This is a genomic window from Streptomyces sp. NPDC002643, from assembly GCF_053592555.1.
On sequence record NZ_JBSFVY010000022.1, the window covers coordinates 128,231 to 144,381 of the forward strand.

The 16,151-nt window shown below is 71.7% G+C and carries 12 protein-coding genes and 1 pseudogene; 5 read left to right on the top strand and 8 right to left on the bottom strand.

The genetic code is table 11. From position 1 onward, the window contains the following. Positions 1-40: 40 nt before the first annotated feature. Positions 41-587: pseudogene (locus ACWD4G_RS30030) on the bottom strand (RNA polymerase sigma factor). A gap of 165 nt (positions 588-752) precedes the next feature. Between ACWD4G_RS30030 and ACWD4G_RS30035 the strand changes: the two are divergent. Continuing rightward, positions 753-1,394: a class I SAM-dependent methyltransferase gene (locus tag ACWD4G_RS30035; RefSeq protein ID WP_451298871.1), complete on the top strand. Its 642-nt coding sequence runs from the start codon at positions 753-755 to the stop codon at positions 1,392-1,394. A 37-nt stretch (positions 1,395-1,431) separates the two neighbouring features. Here the strand turns inward: ACWD4G_RS30035 and ACWD4G_RS30040 are convergent, their stop codons facing one another. The 5 genes from ACWD4G_RS30040 to ACWD4G_RS30060 form a co-directional block, all read right to left on the bottom strand. After that, positions 1,432-2,310 (bottom strand): hypothetical protein, encoded by an 879-nt coding sequence (locus ACWD4G_RS30040; RefSeq protein ID WP_451298873.1) that lies wholly within the window; start codon positions 2,308-2,310, stop codon positions 1,432-1,434. Positions 2,311-2,383: 73 nt separating this feature from the next. After that, a complete protein-coding gene (locus ACWD4G_RS30045; RefSeq protein ID WP_451298875.1) occupies positions 2,384-3,547 on the bottom strand; it encodes an XdhC family protein in 1,164 nt (387 codons plus the stop codon). 318 nt (positions 3,548-3,865) lie between these two features. After that, the gene (locus ACWD4G_RS30050; protein WP_451298877.1) at positions 3,866-6,253 is read right to left on the bottom strand and encodes a xanthine dehydrogenase family protein molybdopterin-binding subunit; all 2,388 of its coding nucleotides are present in this window, start codon (positions 6,251-6,253) and stop codon (positions 3,866-3,868) included. A gap of 2 nt (positions 6,254-6,255) precedes the next feature. Next, positions 6,256-6,882, bottom strand: a complete 627-nt coding sequence (locus ACWD4G_RS30055; RefSeq protein ID WP_451298879.1) for a (2Fe-2S)-binding protein — start codon at positions 6,880-6,882, stop codon at positions 6,256-6,258. After that, entirely contained in the window at positions 6,882-7,781 is a 900-nt protein-coding gene (locus tag ACWD4G_RS30060) for an FAD binding domain-containing protein (protein ID WP_451298881.1), read from the bottom strand. Before ACWD4G_RS30060 ends, ACWD4G_RS30055 begins: the two co-directional genes overlap by 1 nt. A 325-nt stretch (positions 7,782-8,106) precedes the next feature. Here ACWD4G_RS30060 and ACWD4G_RS30065 point away from each other — a divergent pair, with 325 nt between their 5' ends. Both ACWD4G_RS30065 and ACWD4G_RS30070 read left to right on the top strand, forming a co-directional pair. Then, positions 8,107-9,795: a PucR family transcriptional regulator gene (locus tag ACWD4G_RS30065; protein WP_451298883.1), complete on the top strand. Its 1,689-nt coding sequence runs from the start codon at positions 8,107-8,109 to the stop codon at positions 9,793-9,795. Positions 9,796-9,991: 196 nt separating this feature from the next. Further along, positions 9,992-10,765, top strand: a complete 774-nt coding sequence (locus ACWD4G_RS30070; RefSeq protein WP_451298948.1) for a hypothetical protein — start codon at positions 9,992-9,994, stop codon at positions 10,763-10,765. Positions 10,766-10,927: 162 nt separating this feature from the next. Here the strand turns inward: ACWD4G_RS30070 and ACWD4G_RS30075 are convergent, their stop codons facing one another. After that, positions 10,928-11,899, bottom strand: a complete 972-nt coding sequence (locus tag ACWD4G_RS30075; RefSeq protein ID WP_451298885.1) for a GntR family transcriptional regulator — start codon at positions 11,897-11,899, stop codon at positions 10,928-10,930. 236 nt (positions 11,900-12,135) lie between these two features. On the opposite strand from ACWD4G_RS30075, the gene ACWD4G_RS30080 reads away from it, so the two are divergent. Both ACWD4G_RS30080 and ACWD4G_RS30085 read left to right on the top strand, forming a co-directional pair. Next, positions 12,136-13,002, top strand: coding sequence for a (2Fe-2S)-binding protein (locus ACWD4G_RS30080; protein ID WP_451298887.1), 867 nt, complete (start codon positions 12,136-12,138; stop codon positions 13,000-13,002). Positions 13,003-13,444: 442 nt separating this feature from the next. Further along, positions 13,445-14,497 (top strand): DUF2637 domain-containing protein, encoded by a 1,053-nt coding sequence (locus ACWD4G_RS30085; protein WP_451298889.1) that lies wholly within the window; start codon positions 13,445-13,447, stop codon positions 14,495-14,497. A 215-nt stretch (positions 14,498-14,712) separates the two neighbouring features. Here ACWD4G_RS30085 and ACWD4G_RS30090 read toward each other — a convergent pair whose 3' ends face one another. Continuing rightward, positions 14,713-15,201, bottom strand: a complete 489-nt coding sequence (locus ACWD4G_RS30090) for an ATP-binding protein (RefSeq protein ID WP_451298891.1) — start codon at positions 15,199-15,201, stop codon at positions 14,713-14,715. Positions 15,202-16,151: the final 950 nt, after the last annotated feature.

Sequence of the window (16,151 nt, forward strand, 5' to 3'; positions counted from 1 at the left end):
CCTCCCGGGGTCGTCATGTATCGCCCACCTCCCGGGGCCGTCATGTCAGGTCCTCACGCAGTTGCCGGCCGCGCCCGCATCGCCCGGGTCTTGACCGTGCCCACCGGGATACCGAGCAGGGCCGCCGCCTCGTGCGTTCTCAGCCCGTCCAGCACCGTGGCCTGCATCACCGCGCGCAGTTCCGGGGACAGGCGGGCCAGCGCGCCGGCCAGGTCGCCGTGCTCCACGCCCAGCAGCAGCTCCTCCTCCGCCGAGGGCGCGGTACTCCAGCGGCGAGTGGCCAGCAGCCGCAGCAGCCTGTCCCGGGCGCGCTGCCCGCGGATCGCGTCGACCAGCCGCCGGAAGCCGATCTGCCACAGCCAACCCGCGACGTCACCGCCCTCCCGGTACCGGGCAGAACCGCGCCATACCGCCAGGAACGTCTCCTGCACCGCGTCGTCCACCAGGGCGGGGTCCGGGCACCGGTACCGCAGCCGGGCCGCCAGCCACGGCCCGTGGCGTCGGTACAACGCCTCGAACGCGGCGCGGTCGCCGGCTGTGGTCGCGGCCAGCAACTCCGCGTCGCTCTGCTCAGGTTCGGCGCTCACACCCCATCATCGGATCGAGCCCCCTCGACGGTTCACGCTTCGGTACGCGCAATGCCGGCCGCGCCGTCCAGCAGGCGTGGGCCGCAGCCGGTGCCACCTGATCACCCGACCCTGCCAGAACGTCGAAAGTCGAGTTGTCAGACCCTCCCGTTAATGTCCACAAGCATGAGCGATCACCTTCACACCACTCGGATGTCCTACGACGCCGTCGCCTCCGACTACGAGAAACTCCTCAGGGAGGAAACGGCGAAGAACCCGTACGAACGGGCCGTGTTAGGGGTGTTCGCCGAGCTGGTACTGGGGGCCGGGGGCGGGCCCGTCGCGGATCTGGGGTGCGGGCCGGGACGGATCACCGGGCATCTGGCCTCGCTCGGCCTCGATGTGTTCGGTATCGATCTGTCGCCGGGGATGGTGACCACGGCCCGCTGGGCGCACCCGGCGCTGCGGTTCGAGGTCGGCACGATGACCGCGCTCGACCTGGAGTCCGGCTCGCTCGCGGGTGCCGTCGCCTGGTACTCCACGGTGCACACCCCGCCCGCCGAACTCCCGCTGATATTCGCCGAGTTCCACCGTGTGCTCGCCCCGGGCGGCCTCCTCCAGCTGGCCTTCAAGGTGGGCGAGGAGTCGGTCCATCTGTCCCATGCGTACGGCCACGATCTGGACCTCGACGTCTACCGCCACCCGACGGGCCTGGTCTCCGAGCTGCTGAAGGACGCCGGTTTCATCGAGTCGGCCCGGCTGGAGCGGGAGGCCGGGCCGCAGGAGGGCACGCCCCAGGGGTATGTGCTGGCGCGGAAGGCGGGGTGAGTGCCGGGGTGAGCGGTTGCGCGCTCGGGCGTCGGGTTCAGCTCCTGCCGCGGTCCGGGTTTCCGCCGCGGGCCGTGGAGAGGCCGTCCCGGCGGTCTCTGTCGCCGTCGCCGGTGGTGCTGAGGATGGTGTCGCAGATCTCGCGGAGTTTGTCGGTGGCCTGTTTGGAGAAGAGGCCGCACAGGCCCGCTATGCCGGAGAAGCCGTACGGGTTGGTGGCCCCGGCGCCGGAGCTGCCGGCGAACAGGCCGCCGCGCAGCAGCAGATAGACGAGCAGGGCCAGGGCGACACCGATACCGGCGCGCATCAGGTACCACCAGAGCCAGCTCGCGTAGAGCCGCCGGTTGCCGACGTACGTCGCGAACGACGTGGCCGCGTGGACGAAGCTGCCGAGCGCGCTGCACACCACCACGGCCAGCAGCATCGCCGTGTCCGCCGTCAGCGCCCAGCCGCCCAGCCCGAAGGGCGACCAGCGTGCGGCGGCCGTGGGTTCCGCGCCGGGCTCGACGGTCGCGAGCACCACCGGCCAGAGGGTGACCAGGGCTCCGACCACGAACACGACGTCGACCAGCAGGAAGAGGCCCAGTACGGTCGTGGCCGGGGTCGAGAGCCGTCGGCGGTCCCGTGCGGCGTCGGTTGCCCCTTCGACCGCGCCGCCGTCGGCACCGCCCGGGGCCGGCTCCGAATCCTCGGGTTCACCGGAGTGAGGCCCGCTGAAGTCCGGGTTGCCGTCGTGGTCCGTTCCGCTCGTGCGGGGGTCGCCGTCGTTGCCCCGACCGTTGTTCGCGTCCGGGCCACCGTGCCCGTCCGGTCCGCTCGTGTCCGGGGTGCCGGCTCCACCGTCGGTGCCCGTGCCGCCCGGTGGGGTCTCGTCCCGGCCGCCGCCCATGCCCCGCTCGTTCTCCGTGGTGCTCAACTGTCCGCCCCCGCTGTGATGTTGCCGTACCGCCGACGGTCGGCCCTGTCGCGCCGTCAGTCAAGGTACAAGGTCAGGAAACGCGGAGGCTCGGCAGTTCCGTGACGTCCGGGGTGTGGTCGTGGTGGATCGGGGTGTGGGCGCCGGTCAGGGAGATCCCGCTGCCTCCTCGGCGCTCGGCGACGATCTCGGCGGCGATCGACAGGGCCGTCTCCTCCGGCGTACGGGCGCCGAGGTCGAGGCCGATCGGGGAGCGGAGGCGGGCCAACTCCAGTTCGCTGACGCCGACTTGGCGGAGCCGTTCGTTGCGGTCGAGGTGGGTGCGGCGGGAGCCCATGGCACCGACGTAGGCGACCGGGAGGCGCAGGGCCAGCTGGAGCAGGGGGACGTCGAACTTGGCGTCGTGGGTCAGGACGCACAGGACGGTGCGGGCGTCGACCCGGGTCCGCTCCAGGTAGGTGTGCGGCCACTCGACGACGATCTCGTCCGCCTCGGGGAAGCGGGCCTTCGTCGCGAAGACGGGGCGTGCGTCGCAGACGGTGACGTGGTAGCCGAGGAACTTGCCGATCCTCGACAGCGCCGACGCGAAGTCGATGGCGCCGAAGACGATCATCCGGGGCGGGGGGACCGAGGACTCGACCAGCACCGTGAGCGGTGCTCCACAGCGGGAGCCCCGCTCCCCGATCTCCAGGGTGCCGGTGCGGCCGGTATCCAGGAAGGCACCGGCCTCGGCGGCGACCGTACGGTCCAGTTCGGGGTGGGCGCCGAAGCCGCCGTCGTACGAGCCGTCCGGGCGGACCAGCAGCGCCCGGCCCCGCAGGTCCCGCAGATCCGTCGGGCCACAGACGATCCGGGCGACGGCCGCCGGCTCCCCGTTCGCGGCGGCGGACAGCGCGGCGGCGACCACCAGGCGGACCGGGTCGCCAACCCGTACCGGGGTCACCACGATGTCGATGGTTCCGCCGCAGGTCAGGCCCACGGCGAAGGCGTCCTCGTCGCTGTAGCCGAAGCGTTCCAGGACGGGTTCCCCGTCGGCCAGCGCCTGTTGGCACAGTTCGTAGACGGCGCCCTCCACACAGCCGCCGGAGACCGAGCCGATCGCCGTGCCGGCGGCGTCCACCGCGAGGGCGGCACCGGGCCTGCGGGGCGCGCTGCCGCCGACGGCCACGACGGTGGCCACGGCGAAGTCGCGGTCCTGCTCGACCCACCGGTGCAGTTCTTCGGCGATGTCCAGCATCGTCGGTCTCCTTGGCGAAGGGGGGTTGTGCGGAGGGTACTTGGGGGCCGGGGCGCCTATGAGCTCGGGGGGTCGCGTTCGTTGGCGAGTGCGGGTGGGATGTGGTTGCTCGCGCAGTTCCCCGCGCCCCTAAAAGACACGGCCCTACGGGCCGAAAAGCACACGGGGGTGCGGGCCGAAAGCACACGGGGGTGCGGGCCGATGAAAAGCGGGGCGCAGCCCGTGCTTTTCAGGGGCGCGGGGAACTGCGCGACCAGCCCCCACTCACCCGCACCCGCCAAAACCATCCGCACTCCCCGAGCTCATAGGCGCCCCCAACTACCCGGTCCCCGTGAGGTGTTCCGGTCGCACCGGCGTCCTGTTCAGCTCCAACCCCGTCGCGGCGCGGATCGCCGCCAGCACCGCCGGAGTCGACGACAGGGTCGGCGCCTCCCCGGCGCCGCGCAACCCGTACGGGGCGTGTTCGTCGGCCAGTTCCAGGACGTCGACCGGGATCGTGGGCGTGTCGAGGATCGTCGGGATCAGATAGTCCGTGAACGACGGATTGCGGACCTTCGCCGTCCTCGGGTCGACGACGATCTCCTCCATCACCGCGATGCCCAGGCCCTGCGTCGTGCCGCCCTGGATCTGGCCGATCACCGACAGGGGGTTGAGGGCCTTGCCGACATCCTGGGCGCAGGCCAGCTCCACGACCTTGACCATACCCAGCTCGGTGTCGACCTCGACGACCGCCCGGTGCGCCGCGAAGGAGTACTGGACATGGCCGAAGCCCTGACCGGTGCGGAGGTCGAAGGGTTCGGTGGGGCGGTGGCGCCACTCCTCCGTGACCTCGACGGACTCGTCGCCGAGGACGTCGACCAGGTCGGCCAGCACCTCGCCCGCGTCCGTGACCACTTTCCCGCCCTCCAGCAGGAGTTCGGCGGTCGCCCAGGCGGGGTGGTACGTACCGAACTTGCGACGCCCCAGCTCCAGGACCCTCGCGCGGACGAGCTCACAGGCGTTCTTGACGGCGCCCCCGGTGACGTAGGTCTGGCGGGACGCGGATGTCGAACCGGCGGAACCCACCCGCGTGTCGGCCGGGTTGATGGTGACCTGGGTGACGCCCAGCTCGGTGCGGGCGATCTGCGCGTGGACGGTGATGCCGCCCTGGCCGACCTCCGCCATGGCCGTGTGCACGGTGGCCACCGGCTCGCCGCCGACGACCTCCATGCGCACCCGCGCCGTCGAGTAGTCGTCGAAGCCCTCGGAGAAGCCGACGTTCTTGATGCCGACCGCGTAGCCGATGCCGCGTACGACGCCCTCGCCGTGGGTGGTGTTGGACAGACCGCCCGGCAGCTGTCGTACGTCCGCCGCCTCGCCAGCGGTGAGCCACTGCTGCTCGGGGGGCAGGGGCATCGCCTTGACGCGGCGCAGGAGTTCGGCGACCGGGGCCGGGGAGTCGACGGTCTGGCCGGTGGGCATCACGGCCCCCTGGGACATGGCGTTGAGCCGCCGGAACTCCACGGGGTCCATGTCGAGTTTCGCCGCCAGCTTGTCCATCTGGGCTTCATAGGCGAAGCATGCCTGGACCGCGCCGAAGCCGCGCATGGCGCCGCAGGGCGGGTTGTTGGTGTAGAGGGCGATGGCCTCGATGTCGACGTTCTCGATGACGTACGGGCCGGCGCCGAGGGAGGCGGCGTTGCCGACGACCGCCGGGGAGGAGGAGGCGTAGGCGCCGCCGTCGAGGACGATCCGGGCCTTGAGGTGGGTGAGCCTGCCGTCCTTCGTGGCGCCGTGCTCGTAGTGGAGCTTGGCGGGGTGGCGGTGTACATGGCCGAAGAAGGACTCGAAGCGGTTGTAGACGATCTTGACGGGTTTGCCGGTGCGCAGGGCGAGCAGGCAGGCGTGGATCTGCATCGACAGGTCCTCGCGACCGCCGAAGGCCCCGCCCACCCCGGCGAGTGTCATCCGCACCTTGTCCTCGGGCAGGCCGAGCACGGGCGCGATCTGGCGGAGGTCCGCGTGCAGCCACTGGGTGGCGATGTAGAGGTCGACGCCGCCGTCCTCGGCCGGGACCGCGAGCCCGGACTCGGGGCCGAGGAAGGCCTGGTCCTGCATGCCGAAGACGTACTCGCCCTCGACGATGACGTCCGCGCGCTCACGGGCCGCCGCCACATCGCCGCGGATGATCGGCTGGCGGTGGACGATGTTGGGGTGCGGAACATGGTCCATGTGGTGGTCGGTGCGGTTCTCGTGGACGAGGACCGCGTCCGGCGCCGTCGCGGACGACTCGTCGGTGACAACCGGCAGTTCGCGGTACTCGACCCTGATTTTGGCGGCGGCGCGGCGTGCGGTCTCGGGGTGGTCGGCGGCGACGATCGCGACCGGTTCGCCGTGGTGGCGGACCTTGCCGTGGGCGAGGACCGGGGTGTCCTGGATCTCCAGGCCGTAGTGCCGCACCTCGGTCGGCAGGTCGTCGTACGTCATCACGGCGTACACACCGGGGGTGGCGAGGGCCTCGCCGGTGTCGAGGGAGACGATCTCGGCGTGGGCGACGGGGGAGCGCAGGACCTGGCCCCAGAGCATGTCCTCGTGCCACATGTCGGACGAGTACGCGAACTCGCCGGTGGTCTTGAGGATGCCGTCCGGGCGGAGGGTGGACTCGCCGATGCCGCCCTTGGTGCGGGAGCCCTGGGTGAGATGGGCGGGGAGGCCGGTCGTACCCATGGTCAGACCCCTTCCGACTGACGGGCGGCGGCCAGACGCACCGCGTCCATGATCTTCTCGTAGCCCGTGCAGCGGCACAGGTTGCCCGACAGCGCCTCGCGGATGTCCGCGTCGCTCGGGTTGGGGTGGCGCTCCAGCATCTCGTCGGCGGCGACCAGCAGACCGGGGGTGCAGAATCCGCACTGGACGGCACCCGCGTCGATGAACGCCTGCTGGATCGGTGAGAGCGTCGCATGTGGGGAGGGGATGCCCTCGCCGGTGTGCGAGTCGGTGCCCCGCGCCTGCCACCGCTGGGCCTGGTCGAGGGATGTCCCGGACGTGTCAGGGGCGTTGCCCGTGCCGCACGCCCCCGACGCGCGACCCGCGCCCTCCGCGCGCTGCTTGGCGAAGTCGGCCAGTCCCTCGACGGTGACGACCTCGCGGCCCTCCACCTGTCCGGCGGCCACCAGACACGAACAGACGGGCACGCCGTCCATGCGAACGGTGCACGAGCCGCACTCGCCCTGCTCACAGGCGTTCTTCGACCCCGGAAGCCCGAGCCGCTCCCTGAGCACGTACAGCAGGGACTCGCCCTCCCAGACGTCGTCGGCCTGCTGCGGACGGCCGTTGACCGTGAAGTTGACTCGCATTACGCGGCACTCCCCTTCTCACGCGAGGCGCGGTCGGTGCCGCGGTACGACTCCCAGCTCCACATCAGCGTCCGCCGGGCCAGGACGCCGACCGCGTGCCGGCGGTAGCTCGCCGTGCCCCGGACGTCGTCGATGGGGTTGCAGGCGGCGGCGCACAGCTCGGCGAACTGCTTGGCGACGGAAGGAGTGACGATCCTGCCGTTGTCCCAGAAGCCGCCCTCCGCGAGCGCCGCGTTCAGGAACTCCTCGGCGGCCTCGGCCCGGATCGGTGTGGGCGCGGCCGAGCCGATCCCCGTACGGACGGTCCGAGTCGACGGGTGCAGGGCGAGCCCGAACGCGCACACGGCGATGACCATGGCGTTGCGCGTACCCACCTTCGAGAACTGCTGGGGCCCGTCCGCCTTCTTGATGTGCACGGCGCGAATCAGCTCGTCGGGCGCCAGCGCGTTGCGCTTCACGCCGGTGTAGAAGTCGTCGATGGGGATGAACCGGGAGCCCCGTACGGACTCCACCTCGACCTCGGCGCCCGCCGCGAGAAGGGCCGGATGGGCGTCGCCGGCCGGGGAGGCGGTGCCGAGGTTGCCGCCGACTCCGCCACGGTTGCGGATCTGCGGGGAGGCCACCGTGTGCGAGGCCAGGGCGAGACCGGGCAGCTCGGCGCGGAGGTTCTCCATGATCGTGGTGTACGGGACGGACGCGCCCAGCCGAACCGTTTCCTCCCCGACCTCCCACTCGTACAGATCGCCGATGCGGTTGAGGTCGAGCAGATACTCGGGCCGACGGTGGTCGAAGTTGATCTCGACCATCACATCGGTGCCGCCTGCGATCGGCACAGCGGTGGGATGCTCGGCCTTCACGGCGAGCGCCTCCTCCCAGCTGGCGGGGCGAAGGAAGTCCATGGGACAGGCTCTCTTCTCAGATCCGGTGATCGTGGTGTTTGAGCCAGATCGTGTGCGGCGGGCCCGGCTCGTCCATGCGCTGTTCAAGCTCTTCCAGTCAGTACACAGGGGCTCCGCTCCACCCGGTCAGTCACGGAAAACATGAAGGAGTTGGCTGGTGAGGGGGCTCATCTTGTAGATTCGTATGAAAGGGGGCCGTCTGCAACCTCCTGGTTTTCCTCTGGAAACAAATGAGCGCAGCCCTCCGGAAACAATCAGACACAGCCCTCCGGAACAAACGAGCCCAGCCCTCCGGAAACACGACACAAGAACGGCGGCGACGAGAATGCGCCTGCGCGCACTGCTGGACACCGACGCGCTGGGACTGAGACTGCTCGGCGGCGAGGACGAGCTGGACCGCACCGTGCGGGGTGTGATGACCACCGATCTGCGGGACCCCAGCCGCTATCTCTCCGGTGGAGAGCTGGTCCTGACGGGTCTGGCCTGGCGCCGGGACGCCGCCGACTCCGAGCCCTTCGTCCGCATCCTGGTCGCGGCCGGTGTCGCGGCGCTCGCCGCGGGCGAGGCCGAACTGGGCGACATCCCCGAGGACCTGGTCGTGGCCTGCGCCCGGCACCGGCTGCCGCTGTTCGCGGTCAACGAGTCAGTGGCCTTCGCGACCATCACCGAGCATGTCGTACGGCAGGTCTCGGGCGAGCGCGCCGGAGATCTGGCGGCCGTGGTGGACCGGCACCGCCGGATGATGACCTCCGGCCCGGCGGGCGGCGGCCCCGATGTCGTCCTCGACCTCCTCGGCTCCGACCTGGACCTCAGGGCCTGGGTCCTGTCCCCCACCGGCCGGCTGATCGCGGGCCCGAAGGTCGCCGGCCCCCCGCTGCCGCCGCAGCCGTGCGCGCATCTGGCCGGGGAGCACCTGACCGCGACCCGCACGGGCCGCCGCGGCCCCTACCGGCTCACGGTCGGCCCGACGACATACTCCCTGTTCTCCATCAGCAGCGCGGGCCGCGCCGCCGACACAACCACCTCCGCCGCCGCCCGTGACGTGCGCGAGACGCTGCTGTCGGACTGGCTGCTCGCCGTCGAGGCGGACGCCGGGGACTGGCCCGCCGAACGCCTCGATCTGCTGCACGGCGTCACCCAGCTGATCGCGGTCGAGCGCGACCGCCGCGACGCGGCCCGTACGGTACGGCGCCGGCTCGCCCAGGAGGTGCTGGAGCTGGTGCAGGCGGGGGCGGCCCCCGCCGAGATCGCGGCGAGGCTGCGGGTGGCGGCGCCGGTGCTGCTGCCGGGCCTCGGGGCGGCACCGCACTGGCAGGTCGTCGTGGCGAAGGTCGAGTGGGAGGGCGCCGGACTCGACGGCGGCCCCATCGCCCAGGCCCTGCTGGAGGAGATCCTGGTGGACCCGCTGGCGACGGGCCCGGAGCACTCCGACCGGATCGCGGTGGCCCATACGGGTGAGGAGGCCATCGCCCTGGTCCCCCTCCCCGCGGTCTCCACCGAGCACGACGGCTCCGAGGCCGGCATCCACGCCGACGGCCTCCTGGCCGCCGTACGGCAGCCGCTGTCGGCCGGACTCGACGACGACGGCCGGCTCACCCTGGGCGTCAGCGCGGCCGTGCACTCGGCGGAGGGGCTGCGCGGTGCCTTGGAAGAGGCGCGGCACGCCCGCCGGGTGGCGGCGGCCCGCGTGGGCCGGGTCTGCGCGGCCGGCCACCAGGAACTGGCCTCCCACGTCCTGCTGCTCCCCTTCGTCCCCGACGACGTACGCCGCGCCTTCACCGCCCGTCTCCTCGACCCCCTGCGCGACTACGACCGCCGTCACCGCGCCGAGCTGATCCCCACCCTGGAGGCGTTCCTGGAGTGCGACGGCTCCTGGACCCGTTGCGCCGCCCGGCTCCATCTCCACGTCAACACGCTGCGGTACCGGGTGGGCCGCATCGAACAGTTGACGAGTCGGGACCTCTCCCGCCTGGAGGACAAGTTGGACTTCTTCCTGGCCCTGCGGATGAGCTGAGGGCGGCGAGGCCCGCGGGGGTGGGGGGCGGGCCGGTACGCACCCGCGCCCCCGGGGTCGCGAACCAAGATCTTTGTGCGCCCTCCGCACCCCATGACTTTGTGAATTCCTTCACCCACCCCCTTGGCCGACGCCTCCGGTTCATGTTGAGATGCCGCCACCACCAAAGCTCAACGGCGCGCTCGGGGAGGGCAACGTGGCGTATCCCGCCATGTCTGGTAACGGAACGACCGCCGGCGACGATCCACTCCAGACCGCGGTGTGGCGACTGCGCTCACGCGCCTGCTGGGCCGACGCGGCCGCGCTGCTCGAACCCGTCACCCCACAGGCCTCGCTCCAGCGGACCGCGCTGCTCGTGGAGCGCTGTCTCTACACCGAGCAGGGCTGGGAGGAGGCGGAGGACGCGCTGCGCACGGCCGAGGCGCAGGCCCGCAGCGACGACGAGCGGGGCGCGGCGGCCTGCGAGCGGGGGCAGTTGGCGTACGCGGCGACCCTGCTCGGTGTACGCGACCGCTCCGACGAGGCCCGTTCCGCCCTCGGCCGCGCCGCCGCCCTCATCGCCCCCGGAGCGCCCGGCCGGGCCCAACTCGACTTCCGCCGGGGCCTGATCGCCGAGAACCTCGCCCGATCCCCCCAGGCCGCCCGAGCCGCCTACCGCCGGGCCCACGCCGGAGCCACCGCCCACGGCGACCTCCTCCTGCAGTCCTTCACCTGGCGCCATCTCGCGGGCCTTGCCCTGCGCGAGGGCGAGTTGGCTGAGGCCCGCCACGGCTTCGCCGAATCCCTCCGCATCCGCGAGGATTTGGGCTACCTGGTGGGCACGGCCCCCGCGCTGGCCTCCCTGGCCGACACCGAACCGGAGCCGGAGGCGGCCCGCCTGCGCGAGGAGGCCCGCCGCCTCTTCCGCCTCCTGGGCGGCGTACCCACATGGCTGGCAAGGCAGTTGGCACCACCGGCGGCGACGGCGTAAGGGGGCGACGGTGCGAGGGGGCGAGCCCTTGATGGGGGCGAAGCCCCCTAAAGGGGCGCGGGGCTGCATCGATGTGCGGCTCCGCCGCGTGGGCGCGACCAGCCACGGACGGCCGGCACCCGACAACGACCCGTCACCCCTACGGCGCCAACTCGCCGCCCCTCAAACCGTCCCGCCGAAATGATTCCCCATAAGGCACTCCACGGCCGCCACATCCCCCGCCATCAACGCGTCCACCAACGCGATGTGCTCGGCGGCATCGGCCAGCAGCTCAAGCCGCGTACCGGCCGCCGACCCGGCGACGCTCAGCGGCAGCTGCGTCCGGCGATGCAGATCATCGGCGATCTGCACCAACTGCTCGTTGCCCGCGAGCGCCAGCATCCCCCGGTGAAACGCCCGATCCGCCTCCCCGTACGTGGCCCGGCACCCGGACGAGGCCGCGCGCGCGGTCTCCTCCGCCAACGGCCTCAGCTCGGCCCACCGTTCGGTCGGCAGCGTACGCGCGAGCCGCAGGACCACCGGCACTTGGAGCAACGCCCGCACCTCGGCGAGTTCGGCCAGCTCCCGCGCCCCGCGCCTGACGACCCGGAACCCCCGGTTGGGCACGACCTCGACCGCGCCCTCGATGGCGAGTTGCTGCATGGCCTCCCGTACGGGCGTGGCCGAGACGCCGAACCGCTCCCCGAGCGCGGGCGCCGAGTACACCTCGCCGGGTGTCAGCTCCCCACCCACGAGGGCTGCCCGCAGGGCGTCGAGGATCTGCCCCCGGACGGAGGCCCGCTGCACGACCGGCCGCCCCTGGGGCCGGGCCGTACGGGCAGGCTCCTCGACCCCCGTGGACCCGACCCGGGGCAGGGGAATCGGTGTCTCGCTGTGGGTGTGCTCGCCCCGGGCGCCGGCGCCGTCGGCCACGGGCGCCATGTCACGACGTACGGACCCGGCGCCCGAACCCGCGCCGTTGCCCGCACCCGCTCCCGCGCCGGTGCCCACGCCCGTTCCCCGGCCGATGCCGGTCCCCGTTCCCGCGCCGTCCGTCGCCGTGAGGCCCCGCTCCCGGTCCACGTCGGCGACCCCGGGCTGCGCGGGCACCCGGTAGGCCGCGGCAGCGGATGGGCGGGGTCCGGCGTGGGTCACGAGTCCTCCTGCGAGCCGAGTCGGGCGGGTCGAGTAGCAGGGCTGAGCGGCGCAGCCGGCAGACGGCTGTGCGGCAACGGCCGGGGCCGTCGGGTCGCACATGGGGCGCTTAGGTCACTACTGGGGTTGTTACCGGTCGTAAAGCACCATAGGCGCACATGCCCTCAGTTCAAACCTCGACAACCACGGGTAAGGTAAGCCTTACTTGGCAGCGATGGTGAAACGGCGGTTCCCGCATGCCCCCCTCAGCACCGGCCCCGGCACCCGGTTCGCGCACGTCGCCCTTGGCATCCGCGTACTCGCGCCTCACCGAGGCACTGCCGGTGATGAGCGTGACAGAACTCTCCCTCACCGATCCATTGCCAAAAGGGGAGGGGTGGGTCTCGGCGGCGGGGCTCGCCGAGGCGGGCGCCGAGTTGGACGCGTTCCTCGCGTGGGACGAGGCGCAGATGCTGCGGGACTACGGACGGCAGGGACGCCCGGACGTAGTGGCGACCTTCGGACTGCACCGTTACTCCTGGTACGCGTGTCTGCTCTTCACGGTCCCGTGGTTCCTGGAGCGCCGGGTGCCGCGCTTCCCGGTGGAGCATGTGGCGTTCCAGCGTGAGCGGAGCCGTCTGATCGTGCGCGGAGAAACGTTCAGCTGTCTGCCGGGCGATCCCGCCGCCGGGGAGCCGGGGGCCCGGGTCGTGGCGGACGAGGAGGCGTTGCGGGCCGAGGTGCGTGCGGCCTTCGCCGAGCACATAGAGCCGGTGCTCGGCGGCTTCGGGCCGAGGATGCGGCGCCGGGGGCGCGCGTTGTGGGGGATGGCGACCGACGAGGTGGTCGAGGGGATCTGGTACGTCGCCGAACTCCTCGGCGCCGATGAGAAGGAGCGCTGCCGACAAGAGCTGGAACTGCTGCTGCCGGGCTCGACACGGCCGTACGTGGGCTCGGCGGGCTTCCGTGAACTGACCGGTCCGGGCGGCGAGTCGGTGCCCACGCGGGACCGGGCGAGCTGCTGCATGTTCTACACGCTGGCCCCCGAGGACATCTGCGCGACCTGCCCGCGCACGAGCGAGGCGGAGCGGATCGCCAAGCTGACGGCGGCCTCCGCAAACTGACGGCAGGCTTGGCAGACCGGCGGCAGGCTCCGCAAGCTGACGACGGCCTCAGCAAACCGACGACGGCTTCCGCCAGTTGACGCCCCCTCGGCCCGACTCGCCCCGACCGGCCCGAGAACAGCGGCCCAGCCTCGCCGGACGACCCCCCGGAGACGGCCCGGGGCATGTGCCGTAAGATCAACTGCCGGGTGGGGCCCTCCGTCGGGTCACAAGTGGTTCACAAATTCCTCACTTGCCGCAGGAACTTTCCGTGGAACCACTCCAACGGGTAATCTCACTCGCACTCAACTCCCGTCCCTCGCGCGGTAGTTCGAGCAGAATGCCGTCATGCGTCACTCATTGCACTTCTTTGGCGGTCTCTTGCCCCGAAACCCCCTGAGGGCCGCGAGGATTGGGCCACTATGGCGGGCGTTACGCCCTATCCCAATGCAAGGGACCCCTGATGAGATTGACCGACATATCGCTGAACTGGCTGCTTCCGGGCGCCGTGCTGCTCCTGGGAATGCTGGCGGCGGTGGCGGTGCTCGCGCGCGGCAAGCGCTCCGGGGAGCACGCTAAGACCGAGGATTCGTGGGAACGCAGCGAGGAGCGCCGTAGGCGCAAGGAAGCCCTCTACGGCACCGCCTCCTACATCCTTCTCTTCTGCTGTGCCGCGGTCGCCGCCGCGCTCTCCTTCCGCGGCTTGGTCGGCTTCGGCGAACAGAACCTGGGCCTCACCAACGGGTGGCAGTACCTGGTTCCGTTCGGCCTGGACGGCGCCGCCATGTTCTGCTCGGTGCTCGCGGTGCGCGAGGCCAGCCACGGTGACGCGGCCCTCGGCTCCCGGATACTGGTGTGGACGTTCGCCGGTGCCGCCGCCTGGTTCAACTGGGTGCACGCGCCCCGGGGCCTCGGCCACGACGGCGCCCCGCAGTTCTTCGCCGGCATGTCCATGTCCGCCGCGGTGCTGTTCGACCGCGCGCTGAAGCAGACCCGCCGGGCGGCGCTGCGTGAGCAGGGTCTGGTGCCGCGTCCGCTGCCGCAGATCCGTGTGGTCCGCTGGCTGCGGGCTCCGCGTGAGACGTACAAGGCCTGGTCGCTGATGCTGCTGGAGGGCGTGCGCAGCCTGGACGAGGCCGTGGACGAGGTGCGCGAGGACAAGCGCATAAAGCAGGAGAACCGCGCGCGCAAGCGGGAGGCGGAGCGTCTGGAGCGCGCCCACCTCAAGGCGATCAGCCGTGGCCACCGGGGTCTGCCCGGCGGGGGCGGCGGCGGGGGCGGCCAGCGCCAGGTGGACACCACCGTGGAGCGCGTCCCGGCCCAAGCGGTCGCGGAGCCTGCCATATCGGCGCCGGAGCAACTGCCCGTGCGTACCCGTCCCTCCCTGCAGCCCGTGCGCAACGGCGCTGACAAGTCGATCACCGTCGACCTCACCGCCGAGGACGACACCATGGCGCTGCCGCGGCTCGACTCGCTGGAGCGCAAGCTCAAGGATCTTGAGCAGCAGTTCGGCTGAGGTGTGGTTCGCTGACGCGTGACGCGCTGACGCGGGGGTCCGGGTGGCTCCGGACCACATCATTGGACAGGGGCGCGGCTTGTAGCCGCGCCCCTGTCCGTTGTCGTTGCCCGCTGTGGGTTGCGTTTCGGGTCCGTCCGGTGAGGTGCCATCAGGCCGCCGTTTTGAGGGTTGGGCCAGGCCGCCGTCTTCAATGGTTGGGCCGGTCCGCCGTTTCAGGGGTGGGCCAGGCCGCCGTCCAGGTCGAACCAGACCGCCTTGCCCACACCGTGGGGGCGTACGCCCCAGGCGTCGGCGAGGGACTGGACGAGGAGGAGGCCGCGTCCGTGGATGCCGTCGTCGGCGGCCGGCAACTGCGGTGTGGGCCTGCGCCCCACGAAGTCCCTCACCTCCACATGGAGTCCGCCGGGGGAGACGGTGGCGGTGAGTACCGCGTCGTGGTCGGTGTGGATGAGCGCGTTGGTGACCAACTCGCTCGTGAGCAGCTCCGCTATCTCGGATCTTCCCGGCCGCCCCCACTGCCGCAGCAGCTCCCGCAGGGCTCTACGGGCCTCGGGCACCGCCTTCAGGTCCGCCCGCCCCAGTCTGCGTTTGAGCTGCCAGGCACCGGCCTGGTCCGTCACCTTGCCGGTGGCTTCCTCCGCCTCTTCCACCGAGAAGGCCCCGATCGCCGTGGGACCGCCTCCTCGTGCCTGCCTCTTCATGACCCCCGCCCGCGCGCCGATGACGATTCCCCTCCTGATCGAACACGTACACGGAGATCCCTGCCCGCGTCCGGTTCGGGACACTCATGTCGAATCGTCAACGACCCTCCGTACGCTTTCAAACGCACAGGGTCAAGCCAGCTATCGGTACCTTCCGAGAGCGCTTGCCCTCCGGTGAAACCCCCGCCCGGGCCGACGAGCCCGCCACCGCCCCGGGTACCGGCGGCCCCTCGTCGCACCCTGGCCGCCGGGCCCGATCACGCATGTGGGGCTGCCGCCCCGGCCGTATACGGATGGGACCACCCGACCGTACGCCCGGACACACCACACCCCGTCCCGACCCCTCCGCCCCGCCCCTACGCATTGGCCGGAATCCGACGCCGGGTACAGGCCAAGTCGGTGGCTGATAAGGCGATTGGGGGGCGGCCTCGCGCGTTGGGGGCTCTGCTGGGCGGGAGAGCGCGCGTCGGGGCGACGCCGCAGGGGCAAGGAGAGGGCGCGTCGGGGCGACACCACAAGGCAGGCGAGCGCGCGTCGGGGCGAGCCCGCCGCCAGCCCCGAGACCGTGTACCGAAACGATGCGCTGCGGGCACGAGGCCTCGTGTCGAAGGGACGCCGCCAGACACAAGACCGCGTGTCGGGTCGACGCCCCGGGCACAAAAACCCGCACTGGACCCACGCCGTCCAACACGAAACCTCGTGCCAGACCACGCCGCGCGGCACGCGACCTCATGACAAGCCGACGCCGCCAGACACGAGACCCCGTGTCGGGGCGACGCCTCCCGGCCCGAAATCCCGCACTGAACCGACGCCGTCGAACACAAGACCTCGTGCCAGACCACGCCGCGCAGCACGCGACCTCATGACAAGCCGACGCCGCCAGACACGAGACCCCGTGTCGGGGCGACGCCTCCCGGCCCGAAATCCCGCACTGAACCGACGCCGACGAA